We start from the raw sequence: 15039 nt of genomic DNA, 5'->3' as shown, positions 1-15039 counted from the left end.
TTATTTAAAAACAGGTTGTAAGGTATTGGCGATGCTGTCAAAAGGTACTGGTTGTGGTTGTATAGGCGTATTGTTTCGCAGTTGTCCAACACCTTCAGCAACTATTTTGTCACCTACTTCAATTCCAGAAGCAACAATAATTAGACTTTGCACCCTATCACGCACCTCAACTACTCGGGAAACAGCGAGGCTATCTCCCTGTACATGGTAAACATAAACTTTTCCCTGTTGTTCAAAAGAAGAGGCTTGAGGAACAACGGGAACGTCTTCGTATGTTTTAGGAATGCGGATTTGCCCGCTGTTTCCACTTGCCAGGATTTCATTTGGGTTTGGAAAAACAGCTCTAAAACTAACCGTACCTGTAGAAGGATCGACCTGTCCTGTAACAGTTTCAATTTCTCCCTTGTGATCATAAATTGTTCCGTTTACAAGCTGAAGTTCCACAGGAGGAATATTGTCAATTTTTTCTGAAAGGTTCGCTCCTTCTGTATTTTGGATAAAACTGAGGTAATCACTTTCGTTCATCGAGAAGAAAGCATAAATTTCGTCAATCTGTGAGACAGTAGTCAATGGCATAGGATCTCCGGGGCTTACAAGGGCACCTTCCCGGTACGGGATTGCCCCAACATAACCATCTACGGGGCTTTTTATATTTGCATAACCTATGTTGGCAGCAATGCTCTGGTAATTTGCCTGGGCTTGAGCAAGCTGGGCCTTTGCAGTCTCTAACTGTACCCCGCTAATAATGTTCTTTTCTACCAGCGGCTCCAGTTTATTTACTTCTACCTGCGCGGCATTTACATTAGCACGTGCTGCACCTGCCTCCTGGCTCAAAGATTCGGTTTCCAGTTTAAAAAGGAGCTGACCTTTTTGAACCTTTTCTCCTTCATCTACAAGAACATCGGTAATGTATCCTGAAACTTTTGCTCTCACGGCGCTGTTCACCACGCCCTCCAGGTTTGTTGGATAAGAAGTGTAACCGGTCAGAGTCCTCACAGGGACCTCCAGTACGGGAAAAGGTGTTGGGCCCTGGGCCTGCTGTTGCTGGCCGGCATCGTTTCCGCAGGAAATGATACTCAGGATGCCGGTAATAGCGACAATATTTTTAAATATGTTTTTCATCTTTGGTAGCATTGTTTGTTTATGTTATTATTTATTCTGAATTTCTGATATTTTGGTTATCGTGCTTTTTAGGTTCTCTTCCTGGCGCAATAGGTATTCTTTAAATATCATAGGAACCTTGCCGATCTTCTCATATTTTTCCGGATTGTAGGAAGCATTAAATGTTGTGATCTTTTCTACTATTTTAATTTCTTCGGAAATGTTTACGAGGTATGATTCCAGTGTATTTTTTAAGTACATTTTATTGCCGCGGAAATAGCGCTTCCTGTCTCCCGACTTAGTGAAATATTCAACTTTCTTTAATTGAAGAAGTAGGTTTAATTGCGTAGAAACCGAACTTTTACTCGCCTCGGTAATACTCATTATTTCATCAAAAGTATGGCCCTCTTTGGGGGAAAGGATCATTATGGCATAAATCCTTGCGGCCAAAGGAGCTAATTGATGGGTTTTCTCAAAATGGAGACCAATCTCTTCAACTAGTTTACGTTTTTCGGGTGAACAACTCATTCAGTTAAATTTGAATTTTGAAGCTGCAAATATATAATTAGTTCGGAACTCACCGAACTAAACGAAACTTAAAATTACGTTAATTATAACTTCCGGAGAATTTGAAGAAATTTAGGTTGTTGGATTTAATCACATACCCTACACGAATCATACTTCTAAACTCGTCATAATTAATGAGGTTTTCGCCGTACCCGTTGTACCACTCCAACATAAGGTACTGGTTGTTCAGCTTAAACGGATGGTAAAACAGTTGCGCCCTTAAAGAACCTTTCCAGTCATCAAAATTATTGCCCTTACGGAGTTGTAAATCCAGGATCCATTTTTCGGGGTTTAAATCGTAAGATATGTTTACTTCTCCATAACCCATATACTCTAGTAAATCTGGATTATCAACTTTATATCTAAAAGGGAGCCAGCCTTTTAGGCGCACAGTTGTTCTGCTGTTTACTGCAGTTTCAAAACTTAGGGAAATTCTGTTCCAGGTCCTGGAATAAATACTATCACGGCCATTGCTTTCATGTTCATATTCCAGGTATGCCAAAGCCATAAGTTTGTCGTCCTTATTAAAAATAGGCTTTCCCAGACCTATGCCGGGATTAAAATTAATTTCAGAAAACGGACTTGAAAAGCTGTAAAGGTCCCAGAATGCCTTTTGGGTATAGGTGAGAAAAAGGTAGGTATTTAACGGCAGTGTATTTCTGGTAAGGAGCTGCTTAAAACTTATCTGGTATTTCGCATCTGCATTTTCAGAAACCGATCTGTTTAGAGGGATCCCGGTGATAAAATAATTGTTCTTATGAATAGAAAATGAAGGCATATTTTCTATCGTATCATCAACCTGTTCCCGGGTTAAACCCTGTGCATTAGCAGAAAAAACAGTGCAGAGAAAAAGGAGGTAACTCAGGAAATGAAAAAGCTTCATAGATTTTTTTTCAAAGTTAAAGCCTCCCTGCTAAAGTTGCCATTATCGAGTTCTAATTCTATGTTAAAGATGATTTTTAACGTAACTGAACCCTTAAAACCTCTTCAAAAATTACACGCTTTCTATTCGAATCTTGTAAGATTATTCGCCGTAAATCCCTATTTCCAGTTCTCCCTTTCTGTTCATTTTGGCGCGGTACATCCCGGCGGTATTAAATTCCATCGCAACATTTCCGTTGTGGTCTATCGCAATAATACCACCATCGCCGCCCAGGTCGGGAATTTTCTTCTGGATAACTTCACTCGCAGCTTCCTGCAGGCTCACCCCTTTATATTCCATCATCGCAGAAATATCGTGCGCCACCATCCCCCGAATAAAGAATTCTCCCCACCCGGTGCTGGAAACTGCGCAGGTCTTGTTGTTGGCGTAAGTTCCTGCACCAATAATTGGCGCGTCGCCAATGCGATTGTACCTTTTGTTGGTCATCCCGCCGGTGGAAGTCCCTGCAGCAAGATTTCCGTTTTTATCGAGCGCGGCGCAACCTACAGTGCCAAATTTTGAATTTTTGATATATGGGTCGATAAATGCAGTTTTACCATCGTGATCCAGTTCGGTTTTTTCCCGGTTTTTTATACGTTGTAAACTTCTAAAGCGGTTTTCGGTATAAAAATATTCGGGAGCCACGATTTCGATTCCCTGCTCCTTTGCAAAACGTTCAGCACCTTTGCCTGCCAGCATCACATGTTCAGAATTTACCATCACTTCATGCGCCAGGTTAATCGGGTTTTTAATAGTGGTAACCCCGGCAACTGCACCGGCATTCAAGGTTTTGCCGTCCATTATGGAAGCATCCAGTTCATTCGTTTCTTCGTTGGTAAAAACAGCACCTTTTCCCGCATTAAAAAGCGGCGAATTTTCCATAACATTAATCGTTTGTTGTACTGCTTCCAGTGCCGTGCCGCCATTCGCCAAAATTTCATGTCCCGTCCTTATGGCTTCCTCCAGTTTTGCTTTGTAAGCATTTTCTAAAGAATCGCTCATATTTTCCTTTAAGATCGTTCCTGCGCCGCCGTGAATTACAATACCAAAATTGGGAACAGAATCTTTTTCCTGAATATTTTTTGAATTTTCTCCGGAAGCGGTTCCTGCTTCGGTAGATGTATTTTCGTTACAGGCGAAGCACAGGCAAAAGCTGAAGAATAAAAGTATTTTTTTCATCTGATCGTTTTATTTGCTACAGGCCGATAATTGACATTTTCGGCATTACCCCGAAAGTTAATAAAACTAACGGTATTTTTTAGTTTCGAGTTCGTTGTTCGTAGTTTGGGGTGAAACTGACAACCCACAACTGACAACGGTTTTCAAGATCGAACCTCAAAAATGTCAATTTTCGACCTGGAGTATTTGGTTTGGCTAAGCAATGACGAGTGGATTCAGAAATATTTATAGGTTAGCGCGCATAAGACCTCACGATTTTTTAAAACCTGTGAAGTCTGGCTGTGGCTTTGAGGATGAGACCCTGAATCAGGTTCAGAGTGACAATGAAAACAAAACGAGTTCGGTAGAATAATAGTGAACGCTCAAAATTGTCAATTTTCGGCAATTATGAGTTCGGAGTTTAGAGTTGTGAAACTGACAACCCACAACTGACAACGGTTTTCAAGATCAGACCTCAGAAATGTCAATTTTTGGCAAATATCAGCCCGGGGTTTGGAGTTCGAAGTTTAAGTCTATTTACTAATCTATTTCAACAGAAAAATTTCCTTCTGAGATCGATCGTATAGATTCTCTAAATTCATCTTGTGCGTCGAAAGAGAAAGTACCGCTAATAGTTTTGCCGTCATCATTTGTTATTTCTAAAATAGCTCTATTGCTTGTAATCGTATTTTGAGTTGTACTCCAGACACCTTGTGGTAAAGCCTGGGAATACTTCATCCAGTTCCCGTTTATAGGAATATAAGTGTTATTAGCAAAAAGATAAGTATTTGCACCATTATAATTAAGAATTATAATTTCGATATCTTTTCCTTCTTCAGTACTAGCTTTTACTGCTAAACCAATAGTTCCCAAATCTGTAAGATGTTTTTTACACCTAATAATTGAATTTGAGCCCCCAACAAAATATTCCTCACCATCTACCTGAGCCATAAAAAACTCTTCCTGGTTCCCGGCTATATCTTCATCCTTACTACATCCTAACAGTAAAATGAAAATTGGCAGTAAAAGTATTTTTTTCATAATGAAACAGCTTATAATTATATTAAAATTACAGAACATCATTATAAGACTTATGTAAAAATAACTACGATATTTTATTAATAGACAAACAGAAAAAAGAAACCGGTAAAAGAGCCTATTTTAATTTATCTTAGGAAGATAAGGTAAGAAACTACTTGATTTATAGCTAGTTGAAAGATAATTTGTCTGGCCTTAAGAGCTGTCGATATCCAAAATTCAGAAATTAAATTCTTTTTTTAAAAAGTTAAAAATGCCTGTAATCAATTTTTTTAAAAACATCCTCCATCATAGATGCCTTTTTAAAAGTGGTATATTCAATAGGATTTACGCCGGTAAAAGTTTTGAAGCTTTTTCTAAAATGGGCATAATCATAAAAATTATAATGACGGATAAGTTCGGAAAGTCTGCTTCCATTGTTTTCCACTTCTCTAATAATATTATTGAATTGTATTAGGCGTATAAAGAAGTTTGGGGAATACCCAATATATTTTTTAAAATATACGCCTAAAGTACTTTTCGCAAACGGATATTTTTTTAATATATCTGATAATTTTATCATGCCCTGGCATTCAAAAATTTCATCAACAATATCATCAATGGGGAATGGCTTTTGCCATTTTTGGTAAAAACTACCCAAGTGCTCATCAAAAATTTCAACTACATGTTTAGCATCATTAGTATGTGCACATTGGGCATACAGGGAATCTAGAAGTTCTCTTGGAAAAATTTCGTATAAATCCAAAACCCTTTCATTATATAAAGAGGCCGGCTCTCCCGAAATTGCAAACCAACGAGTAGAGTCCATTGCAACAATCACCATTTTACCTCCTTTTTTAACTGAAAATGAAAAATAATTACTTACCGGCCTAAGCTGCATGGCAGGGTTAAAGACTTTCTCGCCATAGCAATCGATAGTAATAAATTTTTCATATAACAATGCAAAGTATACCCTTCCAAAATTAATTGAAGATTGATGTTTTAGCTCTTTATGATAGTTTACAACCACACTGCTCAAAAACAAAGGATGATCTTGCAAGGTGTGATAGCATATGGAATGGTGCTTCATTGATATGTATTAAGTATCTAATATACAAACATTTATGAATATATGCCAGATGCATAAACGCTCTCTCGTGGGGTTTAATTTTGATGAATCTGTATATCATATAAAGGCAGGCAGCAGGGAAGTTTTGGCTGTCCGGTTGTGACATGACAACTTTTAATTGGAAGATGTTCTCACTTCTATTCACTTTTGGATTGGCTGAAATTATTAGTTCGGAGTTTTGTTGTTCGTAGTTCGGGGCTTTTTATTTGTAGTAAGAGTGTGTCACACTTCTTTAGGCCGAAAATTGGCATTTTTGGGGCTGCTCTTTTAGGAGAGAGTAAAGTGGAAAGTTTTTCCGTTATATGTGGTGGTGAGAAATTCACTTTCCCTCTTTTCTTTCTTTTTTTCGCACCAGCGATAGCAGCGTAAAGCCCGCAGGAGCTTTTGGGCGACGAGGACTTGCAGCGGATAGCGCGGTGCTGTTGCAGCGTAGCGGAAACAGCAGGTGCCATAATGATTATTGGCCTTACACATCGCTTTGTTGTGGAGATTGCTTAATTTTAGGCTATAAAACGAAAAATATGGCTGTTAATAAACCTTTTAACCTTAATAAATGGATAGATCAAAACCGGCATACGCTTAAACCGCCGGTGGGGAACAAGAATCTTTACCGGGAGTCTGGTGATTATATCGTGATGGTGGTTGCGGGGCCAAATGCGCGAAAGGATTACCATTATAACGAAACCGAAGAGTTATTTTACCAGTTGGAGGGGAAGATAAGGGTTCATGTTCAGGATAATGGGGAAAAAAGGACGATGGAATTAGGGCCGGGGGATATGTACCTTAATCCGGCGAAAGTGCCACATTCTCCCGTGCGCGATGAGGGTTCTATAGGGCTGGTCGTGGAAAGGAAACGGCAAAATGAAATTGGCGAGGACGGGCTTTTGTGGTTTTGTGATAATTGCAATAATAAGCTGTACGAGGTGTATTTCCCTTTGCACGATATCGAGAAGGATTTTTTAAAGCATTTTAAGCATTTTTACAACAGCAAAGAGCTGCGAACGTGTGGCAATTGCGGGGAGGTGATGCCGGCAGACCCACGTTTTGTGGCAGAGGAGTAAGCGCTTTGCAGTGAAAATTTTGAGGAATCTTAAATATTCTTAAACATTGGCGTCTGCTAAATTATATTCCGTAATTTAGGGAGTCAATCACAATAAAAAAATTATACTATGAGCTTGTTTTCCAAAGAAAATGCCGAAGAGGAACATAATAAACGTCAGAAGAATTTTAGTAAAAAAGATGTAGATAAGGTAATAGCGGAAGAAGAAAAAATTAAATCTAAATTTGAGAGTAAGGGTAAATTGAGCCGGTACCTTGGGGATGTACAACTTTTATTTTCTTTAGTAAGAGATTATGCCAACGGTAGCTACAGGGAGATGCCCTGGAATATTGTTGCATCTGTTGGCGGTGCTTTGCTTTATGTGCTTTCACCTATAGATATTATTCCAGATTTTATTCCTGTTATAGGTTACCTGGATGACGCTGCGGTAATCGCTTTTTGTCTTAATCTTATTGAAAAAGATCTTGCAGCTTACAAGGTTTGGAAAGATGGTATTGGGACTGCGTGATTAGAAGAAATACTGTAGAAATCAAGCGGAGTGGATTCGTTCGTAATGGCGGACTTCCATATCAAAACTCCGCATCATTTTTTGTGCTTTTTCTGAAATTACCGCGAGGTGAATATCTTCTCCTGCAAAGGCTTTTATAGCTTCTTTAGACGTCCATTCTGAAATAAAAAGAAACTCTGGAAAACGGCCATAATCTCTCCGCCGGATGCTTGCACCACAAAATCCTTCTAAAGTGGATAAATGCGGCAGAATCTCTTCTTTAAGATAGCTTACGTAATTATCTTCTTCTCCTGGCTTTATCCTGCAGGACCAATATCTGGAAATCATAATTAATGAAAAATCTTTAAGTAAGACCTAGAATCTGTACCCAACACTAAACCCTGCGTTAAACTCCACTGCAGAAAAGCGATCTTTCACTTCGTTGCTAAAATTTCTCCCGATGTTTGCATAAGGTCCAAGCACAAAGGAATCATTAAAATTCCATTTATAGCCACCGCCAATGCCTATTATAAAGGCGCCCATATCTGTTACCCGCCGCACATCCTCTTCTTCTACCTGCACTACTTCTGTAAATTCTCCTGTTCTGATTTTAGCAAAGGGATTTGCAAAAAATTCTGAACCGGAGCTTTCTGTTCCAAAGTAAAAATTATAGCCTAATTTAAAACTGGTGGTGTTAAACTGGCGGGAATTTTTTTCGGAATGATAATTCATGCGGTCGTTTATGAGGATTTCGGCATCAATGGATTGATTGAAGTCCAGGAAGCGCTCATATCCCACTTCTACTGAAGCTATCGCGATAGTATTTCCTATGTTGAGCTTTAATTCGTTTTGCATATAATCTATTTGCGCAAAACTATTTTGGATAATGAAAAAACCTGCAATGGCTAAAATGATCTTTTTCATAGCTTTTCGTTTTTTATAAAAGTAGGGACTATTTTTTATTTGTGGCTAAGCTGCTATAAAGAAACCGCTCCGGTGGGAAGCGGTTTCTGCTTATAGTTTTTTCTACGGAATTAAAGTGTACCATTAGGTGCTACCCATTTAAACTGGTGCTGGTCCTGGGGAACCGCAATACGATCTGCAATACGGGCCATCCTGTCCGGCATTTTCATTAAATAATCCCTTGCCTTTTCTGCCTCATCTGTAAGTGACGTCATTTTATCGATTTCCCAGTAATCATTTAGTTTTCTCAGGATATCGATGTAATCGTGTGTAGTGTAAACTCCAAGTCGTTGAGCAGCATTGGAAAAATTTTCAAAAGCTGAGGCAATACCTTCGCCAGATTCTCTTATGAACTGTGCAGGCATTACAATTTTCTTTTTCATCATATCCTGAAACGCTAGCATCATTTCGCTTGGATCATGCTCAAAAATTGTTTTTACAAACTCACGGTATGCCATGTAATGCCTCATTTCGTCACCCGAGATGATATTGCACATCTTGGCGAGCATCTTATTTCCTTTCTTCTTTGCAAGTTGTCCCACGCGTTTGTGGGAAATATTTGTAGCCAGTTCCTGGAAGCTGGTATATACAAAGTTACGATAGGGGTCCCTTCCGGTCCCAATATCAAAACCGTCGTTAATAAGATGTTGTGTGGTTTTTTCAATCTCCCTCATATCCACCCTTCCGGAGAGGTATAAGTACTTATTAAGGGTGTCTCCGTGGCGGTTTTCTTCCCCGGTCCAGTGGCGAACCCATTTGGCCCAGCTGTTTTGTTCTCCTCTGGAAGCACCATGTTGTTTTACGCCTTCCATATCCATTAGCCAGGATTCGTAAGTTGGCAGGGCTTCCTCGGTAACCATATCGGCAACAAGTACTACCCAAAAATCGTATCCCAGCTCTTTTGCCTCTTCCCTTATTTGTATAATTTCTTCGTTGTAATTTTCATTCTGAAGATTGGGTAGAAGATCAGTAGGTTGCCAGATATCATCAACAGGTATAAGATACTTATCTATAAACCCATCTACAGATTTCTCTACGGTTTTCATTACTTCTAATCGAACATTCTCTAAAGCCATTTTTCTTCTCTCTAAATGCAATTGAACAATATAAGCAGTACAATTGAATGTGGTTTTAACTAAAATTCTTTAACTAGTTACCGACAAAAAAGCCATGCTACGACTTAATTTGGAGTTAAAGTTATTGAGGTTCAAAGATATGAATATGTTAACAGAGTCTATAATAAAAAACTCTTAATTTCTACCATTCTCATTGGGGTAGAGCTTATATATCGGGTCGCTTTGCCATACTTCTTTGGTATTTACCTCTATGGCAGACAACTTGCCCATAAAAGCGGCACCTGTATCTATATTCCAAACACCTGCTTTATGAAAAGGAGTAGTTTCATCTATACGTGTCACGGGAGTATGGCCAATAAATATTTCTTTAAAAAGCTGAAGCCTTTTTGGGTAATAGATATTAGATTTTTGCATTTTGGGATCCAGGGCAAGAACTGTTTCCCATAGCGTACGATCCCAGTAATATCCTGTATCGTGATATTCATTCTGCGGCCCGTGCTGGTTCGTAAATCCCGCGTGCACAAAAAGCCTGTTTTTCTTGTCGATGTAATAATTCATCATTTGCTGAAAAAACTCGATATGGGCTTGTTTTTCTTCCGGAGTTAAATTGCGGTAAGCATCCATACTTGACTGGCCGCCGTGCTGCAGCCATTTTTCGTTTAATTCACCTGTCTTTAACCAGCGGTGCACAAGGTCGTCATGGTTACCCCGAATAAAAATGCAGGTGTTTTGCTTCGCAAGTTCTATGAGGTAAGAAACGACATTGGCAGAATCGCTCCAGCCATCTACATAGTCCCCCAGGAAAATGATTTCATCTTCAGGAGTAATATCTACTCTTCTTAAGAGTTGAACGAGCGCCTTCAACCCACCATGAATATCACCTATTGCTATTTTCCTGCTCATTCTAGTTATATTTTACTTTTCTCAAAATACGCATACTCTCCTTATAAGAATGATACACTTGCGGATTATATTGCTTTAAATACGGTTTTGCTTCTTCCAGTTTTGTCAAAGCGTCTTCAAAGTTATTGAAATAACACAATAAATAAGTGGAAGGCAAATTTCTTAAATCTCTTTGCTGAAATTTATCCAGGGGTAAATTCTGTTTTAAGCGTTGGATTAATGTGTTGTTGATGTTGTAAATATGGTGCAGCGTTTTTTTGTCAAACTTTGGAGGATCAAAAAGTAAATTGCTTTGTATTTCATAACTCGCATTATCCCGAAATTCTATGCATACTTCCTCTAACGGATAATATTTGAAGCTATCATGCAACCCAAGATGTACATATTCTATAATCCTGAAAGAATCTTCTTCTACATTTATACTCACTTCATCTAAATCTGAATAAAAAAGTTTTACCTGCTCGTTTATAAGTTCAATATCCACCCTGGAAAAGTAAATATTGTCCTTGCTTTTTTTCTGTTTTCCTGCCCAGCAAACCACAAAATATTCTTTAAAAACTTTATAGGTCGGATTAAAATCCCGGCGCTTTCTCATAAAGTCGAAAACCCCGTCCAGCGTAAGTTCGATATTGTTTTGTGCGTGATTTTCTACGGAAGCGACTATTTGCGAGTTTACGTCTTCTATTTTAATATCGAAATCTTTGGGCATGCTTATGCTGCCGTCCCTCAGGAAAATAGAGCCGCCATAATATTTCCAGATATTTTTACGCAGTGAGCAAATTTTGCCGTGGTTTGGCCTGATGGTGACCAGTCCCACCACAAGATCATCCGGCAGGTGCGGAAATGGAATATTTTCATAACTAATAACCGGCGGATTCTGAAGATAGGCGTTCACCAGGTTCTGAATTTTACTGTCATCAAAAAAATCGATGCCAACAATATTGTTGTCTTCATCTTCCACGCCAATTACTATGTAAGAATTATTTTCAGGATTGGAATTTGAAAGGGCACAAACGTGTTTTAAAAATTTCGCCTTGCCTTCCTTTTCGCCAAGATTAAGCCGTAGCTTCTTATCATAAAAGCTGTTCTCATCATTATGCGCAAGCAGGTTTTTTATTAAAAGGCGTTTGTTAATCATGCTTATAGCTATATGCTTACAGCATTGGGCTATAAGCTTTTAATCATCGGCTGTTTGTTGATCATTAAGAGAATTCTCTATTTATTAATAAATTAGAAATTTGTTCCGTCTTATCTTAATTTTTCTGATACAGACTAAAGACCAGTAAATCAATTATTCCACCCTCTTCCAAATCCTTCTGCAATATTCCATAACAGATCCGAATTAGGCAATCTTTTCCTTTGGTTAAATCAAATGCTTACAGCTTAGGGCTTAAAGCTTATTTCTTGTAGACAATAGCACTACTGGCCTGGGCGGTGCACATTACCATAAGATCTGCAATGTTTACATGAGAAGGTCTTGTCACCACAAACCTTATGATATCTGCAATATCTTCTGATTGTAACGGTTTAAAACCTTCGTAAACTTTTTTGGCTTTTTCTGTATCGCCCTTAAACCGCACTTCGCTGAATTCTGTTTCTACCATGCCGGGGTTAATTGCTCCAACCCTAATTCCCTTACCGTTTAGATCAATCCGCATTCCCTGGGTTATCGCATCCACGGCGTGTTTACTGCCGCAATAAACATTTCCGTTAGGATAAACCTCTTTACCCGCAGTAGAACCAATATTTATAATGTGTCCCGAAGCCCGCTCTATCATTTTTGGGATAATTGCTTTAGAGACATAGAGCAGTCCTTTTACATTAATATCTATCATTGCATCCCAGTCTTCAATACTTCCTTTCTGAATGGGATCCAGGCCATGTGCGTTTCCCGCGTTGTTGATGAGGATATCGATATTTGCAAATTTTGAAGGTACACCTTCAATTTTACTAAAAACCTCTTTTTTTTCCCGTACATCAAAAGCGAGGAGGTGTACAGAACATTTTCCCTGAAGTTCCTGCTGGAGTTCTTCCAGCTTTTCCTGTCTCCTTCCGCAGAGGATAAGGTTAAATCCTTCTTCAGCAAAGATTTTGGCCGTTGCTTTGCCTATGCCGCTCGAGGCTCCGGTAATTAGTGCAGTTTTCATACAATCTATTCTTTTCTAAAGTACTAAAGTAATTCTCCGGAAATATTAATTGGAGGTTACCTGCTGTTAAATTTCGTTAATCTTATGAACGCAGCAAAATTAGCAGCACAATTTGCCGTTATCCCAGTTGAAGTGATTACCTCTTAAATAAAGATGATTCTAAACTTCATGGTGTACCTGCCGGAACTTATAAACTTACAGTTATTCCAGATGTGGCATCAAATTTGTCAAATATCGAAAAGAATAATGTGGTAGTTAAAGGCAACAGCACGGTTAATCTGGAAACGCTCTTTTTAGAATAAGCTTTCCGGTTTTTATAAAACCTTTAAGAGCGGCCTTACTAGGCTGCTCTTATTTTTTAACCTATAATTAACAAGTAAGAAACTAATTAATTTTCAATTTGCGACCTAGTTTCCTTGTATGTATATTCACGACTTTAAAATTTAAAAGCGATGATAGAAAATGATTCTTCGGTAGACATTGCCAGCCTTAATGAGAGAATTGAAAGAGAAAGTGCGTTTGTAGATGTGCTTACTTCAGAGATGAACAAAGTTATTGTGGGCCAGAAGCATATGGTGGAGCGCCTGCTTATTGGGCTTCTTGGCCAGGGGCATATTTTGCTCGAAGGGGTTCCGGGGCTTGCAAAAACCCTTGCCATTAACACGCTTTCCCAGGCAGTTCAGGGTAGCTTCAGCAGGGTGCAATTTACGCCAGATTTGTTGCCGGCAGATGTTGTGGGAACGCTTATTTATAATATGAAGCTGAATGACTTCAGCATTAAAAAAGGGCCGATATTTGCCAATTTTGTGCTTGCAGATGAGATTAACCGTGCCCCTGCCAAAGTACAATCTGCTTTGCTGGAAGCGATGCAGGAGAAGCAGGTAACCATTGGGGATGAAACTTTTATCCTGGATCGTCCTTTCCTGGTAATGGCAACGCAAAACCCGGTGGAGCAGGAAGGAACCTATCCTTTACCTGAAGCCCAGGTAGACCGTTTTATGCTGAAAACGGTGATCAAATATCCGCAGATGAACGAGGAGCAACTAATAGTTCGTGCAAACCTGAAGGGGGCTTTTGAAAAAGTGAATCCGGTGGTAAGCCTGGATCAGATTGCCCGTGCGCAACAGGCTGTTCGTGATGTTTATATGGATGAAAAGATAGAACAGTATATTCTGAATATAATTTTTGCCACACGAACTCCGGAAAAATATAAACTTGAAGAAATTAAACCGCTTATAAGCTTTGGGGCTTCTCCAAGGGGAAGTATTAACCTTGCCACTGCGGCAAAATGTTACGCTTTTATTAAACGCAGGGGTTATGTTATTCCCGAAGACGTAAGAGCGGTGGTCCACGATGTGTTAAGGCACAGGATTGGAATTACCTATGAAGCCGAAGCAGAAAATATTACTTCTGATGATCTTGTAAGCAAGATCGTAAACGAAATTGAAGTACCGTAGGGCCCCTAAATCCTCCCATGGGGGAACTTAATTATTAAGGTGAAATACAATATTTTCAGTTTCTATCAGGAAAAAAATTATTTTGAAATTAAATTTTGTCAGAATCTATCAACCAAATTTTTCAATTTTTGAGAAAAAGAATTAAAAAGTCCTTCCCTTTGGGGAGGATTTAGGTGGGGCTATGGATACGAAAGAGTTACTTAAGAAAGTCCGGAAAATCGAGATTAAGACCCGCCGCCTGAGCGATCACGTCTTTGGTGGTGAGTATCATTCAACCTTTAAGGGCCGTGGTATGACGTTTAGCGAAGTGCGGCAGTACCAGTTTGGGGATGATGTAAGGAATATAGACTGGAATGTGACCGCGCGCTACAGCGAACCTTTCGTAAAAGTTTTTGAAGAGGAGCGGGAACTTACCATGATGCTTATGGTAGACGTTTCAGGATCTGAAATGTTCGGGACAGAAAAGCAATTCAAAAAAGATATAATTACAGAAATTGCAGCAACCCTGGCTTTTTCCGCGACCAAAAACAATGATAAAATTGGTCTTATGCTGTTTACAGACAAGATCGAATTATATATACCGCCTAAAAAAGGAAGGTCTCACGTTTTAAGGATCATAAGGGAACTTCTGGAATTTAAGCCTGAAGGAAAAAAAACAGACATTGCCGGTGCGATAAAATATCTTTCCAATGTGATGAAGAAGAAAGCTATAGTTTTTATTCTTTCAGATTTTATTGGAGAAGATTATCAGCAAACCTTAAAAATTGCTGCGGGCAGGCACGATGTAACCGGAATAAGGATCTACGACAGGCACGAGGAGGGAATTCCTAATCTAGGTTTGGTACAAATGTTGGATGAGGAAACCGGAGAATCCATTACGGTGAATACCGGTTCAAAATCTGTACGTAACAGTTACGCAAAATACTACAGGGAGAAAGTGGATTATTTTCGGGAAAGTTTTACCCTTAGTGGTGCTGGCACTATAGAGAACAGGCTGGATGAGAGCTATGTGAAAAAATTACTTGGCTATTTTAAGAGAAGAGCATAATTAA

At 39.1% G+C, this 15039-nt stretch carries 16 protein-coding genes; 4 read left to right on the top strand and 12 right to left on the bottom strand.

Going from position 1 to position 15039, the window contains the following annotated elements; all coding sequences use genetic code 11:
• The 6 genes from RM529_RS04755 to RM529_RS04730 form a co-directional block, all read right to left on the bottom strand.
• Positions 1–1122 (bottom strand): efflux RND transporter periplasmic adaptor subunit, encoded by a 1122-nt coding sequence (locus tag RM529_RS04755; protein WP_311483604.1) that lies wholly within the window; start codon positions 1120–1122, stop codon positions 1–3.
• 27 nt (positions 1123–1149) lie between these two features.
• Entirely contained in the window at positions 1150–1629 is a 480-nt protein-coding gene (locus tag RM529_RS04750) for a GbsR/MarR family transcriptional regulator (protein WP_311483603.1), read from the bottom strand.
• A gap of 79 nt (positions 1630–1708) precedes the next feature.
• A complete protein-coding gene (locus tag RM529_RS04745; protein WP_311483602.1) occupies positions 1709–2551 on the bottom strand; it encodes a phospholipase A in 843 nt (280 codons plus the stop codon).
• Positions 2552–2692: 141 nt separating this feature from the next.
• Entirely contained in the window at positions 2693–3769 is a 1077-nt protein-coding gene (locus RM529_RS04740) for an isoaspartyl peptidase/L-asparaginase family protein (protein ID WP_311483601.1), read from the bottom strand.
• Between the two features lie 519 nt (positions 3770–4288).
• Positions 4289–4789, bottom strand: coding sequence for a hypothetical protein (locus RM529_RS04735; RefSeq protein ID WP_311483600.1), 501 nt, complete (start codon positions 4787–4789; stop codon positions 4289–4291).
• A gap of 244 nt (positions 4790–5033) precedes the next feature.
• Entirely contained in the window at positions 5034–5855 is an 822-nt protein-coding gene (locus tag RM529_RS04730) for a helix-turn-helix domain-containing protein (protein WP_311483599.1), read from the bottom strand.
• Between the two features lie 560 nt (positions 5856–6415).
• Between RM529_RS04730 and RM529_RS04725 the strand changes: the two genes are divergently transcribed.
• Complete coding sequence (locus RM529_RS04725) at positions 6416–6955, top strand: 3-hydroxyanthranilate 3,4-dioxygenase (protein ID WP_311483598.1); 540 nt, start codon at positions 6416–6418, stop codon at positions 6953–6955.
• 108 nt (positions 6956–7063) lie between these two features.
• On the top strand, positions 7064–7462 hold the full coding sequence (locus tag RM529_RS04720) for a YkvA family protein (protein ID WP_311483597.1): 399 nt from the start codon (positions 7064–7066) through the stop codon (positions 7460–7462).
• 21 nt (positions 7463–7483) lie between these two features.
• Here RM529_RS04720 and RM529_RS04715 read toward each other — a convergent pair whose 3' ends face one another.
• The 6 genes from RM529_RS04715 to RM529_RS04690 form a co-directional block, all read right to left on the bottom strand.
• Entirely contained in the window at positions 7484–7789 is a 306-nt protein-coding gene (locus tag RM529_RS04715; RefSeq protein WP_311483596.1) for an antibiotic biosynthesis monooxygenase family protein, read from the bottom strand.
• 27 nt (positions 7790–7816) lie between these two features.
• Positions 7817–8365, bottom strand: coding sequence for a DUF3575 domain-containing protein (locus RM529_RS04710; protein WP_311483595.1), 549 nt, complete (start codon positions 8363–8365; stop codon positions 7817–7819).
• Positions 8366–8475: 110 nt separating this feature from the next.
• A complete protein-coding gene (locus RM529_RS04705; RefSeq protein ID WP_311483594.1) occupies positions 8476–9480 on the bottom strand; it encodes an acyl-ACP desaturase in 1005 nt (334 codons plus the stop codon).
• A gap of 174 nt (positions 9481–9654) precedes the next feature.
• Positions 9655–10383, bottom strand: coding sequence for a metallophosphoesterase family protein (locus tag RM529_RS04700; RefSeq protein WP_311483593.1), 729 nt, complete (start codon positions 10381–10383; stop codon positions 9655–9657).
• 1 nt (position 10384) lies between these two features.
• Positions 10385–11521: an ATP-binding protein gene (locus RM529_RS04695; RefSeq protein ID WP_311483592.1), complete on the bottom strand. Its 1137-nt coding sequence runs from the start codon at positions 11519–11521 to the stop codon at positions 10385–10387.
• A 259-nt stretch (positions 11522–11780) separates the two neighbouring features.
• Positions 11781–12530, bottom strand: coding sequence for an SDR family NAD(P)-dependent oxidoreductase (locus RM529_RS04690; RefSeq protein WP_311483591.1), 750 nt, complete (start codon positions 12528–12530; stop codon positions 11781–11783).
• Positions 12531–12982: 452 nt separating this feature from the next.
• Here RM529_RS04690 and RM529_RS04685 point away from each other — a divergent pair, with 452 nt between their 5' ends.
• Entirely contained in the window at positions 12983–13987 is a 1005-nt protein-coding gene (locus RM529_RS04685) for an AAA family ATPase (protein ID WP_311483590.1), read from the top strand.
• Between the two features lie 181 nt (positions 13988–14168).
• Positions 14169–15035 carry a DUF58 domain-containing protein gene (locus RM529_RS04680; RefSeq protein WP_311483589.1) on the top strand — a complete coding sequence of 289 codons (867 nt, stop codon included), beginning with the start codon at positions 14169–14171 and terminating at the stop codon, positions 15033–15035.
• Positions 15036–15039: the final 4 nt, after the last annotated feature.

Origin of the sequence: Autumnicola edwardsiae (assembly GCF_031846505.1) — a bacterium.
In the GTDB taxonomy this organism is placed as follows: Bacteria; Bacteroidota; Bacteroidia; order Flavobacteriales; family Flavobacteriaceae; genus Autumnicola; species Autumnicola edwardsiae.
This window is presented reverse-complemented; position numbering and strand designations above follow the sequence as displayed.

Excerpts from the sequence above, each read along its gene's own strand:
- RM529_RS04745 (WP_311483602.1), bottom strand. The coding sequence starts at position 2,551 with ATGAAGCTTTTTCATTTCCTGAGTTACCTCCTTTTTCTCTGCACTGTT.
- RM529_RS04695 (WP_311483592.1), bottom strand. The coding sequence starts at position 11,521 with ATGATTAACAAACGCCTTTTAATAAAAAACCTGCTTGCGCATAATGAT.
- RM529_RS04725 (WP_311483598.1), top strand. The coding sequence starts at position 6,416 with ATGGCTGTTAATAAACCTTTTAACCTTAATAAATGGATAGATCAAAAC.
- RM529_RS04715 (WP_311483596.1), bottom strand. The coding sequence starts at position 7,789 with ATGATTTCCAGATATTGGTCCTGCAGGATAAAGCCAGGAGAAGAAGAT.
- RM529_RS04730 (WP_311483599.1), bottom strand. The coding sequence starts at position 5,855 with ATGAAGCACCATTCCATATGCTATCACACCTTGCAAGATCATCCTTTG.
- RM529_RS04740 (WP_311483601.1), bottom strand. The coding sequence starts at position 3,769 with ATGAAAAAAATACTTTTATTCTTCAGCTTTTGCCTGTGCTTCGCCTGT.
- RM529_RS04710 (WP_311483595.1), bottom strand. The coding sequence starts at position 8,365 with ATGAAAAAGATCATTTTAGCCATTGCAGGTTTTTTCATTATCCAAAAT.
- RM529_RS04735 (WP_311483600.1), bottom strand. The coding sequence starts at position 4,789 with ATGAAAAAAATACTTTTACTGCCAATTTTCATTTTACTGTTAGGATGT.
- RM529_RS04700 (WP_311483593.1), bottom strand. The coding sequence starts at position 10,383 with ATGAGCAGGAAAATAGCAATAGGTGATATTCATGGTGGGTTGAAGGCG.
- RM529_RS04680 (WP_311483589.1), top strand. The coding sequence starts at position 14,169 with ATGGATACGAAAGAGTTACTTAAGAAAGTCCGGAAAATCGAGATTAAG.
- RM529_RS04720 (WP_311483597.1), top strand. The coding sequence starts at position 7,064 with ATGAGCTTGTTTTCCAAAGAAAATGCCGAAGAGGAACATAATAAACGT.
- RM529_RS04690 (WP_311483591.1), bottom strand. The coding sequence starts at position 12,530 with ATGAAAACTGCACTAATTACCGGAGCCTCGAGCGGCATAGGCAAAGCA.
- RM529_RS04705 (WP_311483594.1), bottom strand. The coding sequence starts at position 9,480 with ATGGCTTTAGAGAATGTTCGATTAGAAGTAATGAAAACCGTAGAGAAA.
- RM529_RS04685 (WP_311483590.1), top strand. The coding sequence starts at position 12,983 with ATGATAGAAAATGATTCTTCGGTAGACATTGCCAGCCTTAATGAGAGA.
- RM529_RS04750 (WP_311483603.1), bottom strand. The coding sequence starts at position 1,629 with ATGAGTTGTTCACCCGAAAAACGTAAACTAGTTGAAGAGATTGGTCTC.
- RM529_RS04755 (WP_311483604.1), bottom strand. The coding sequence starts at position 1,122 with ATGAAAAACATATTTAAAAATATTGTCGCTATTACCGGCATCCTGAGT.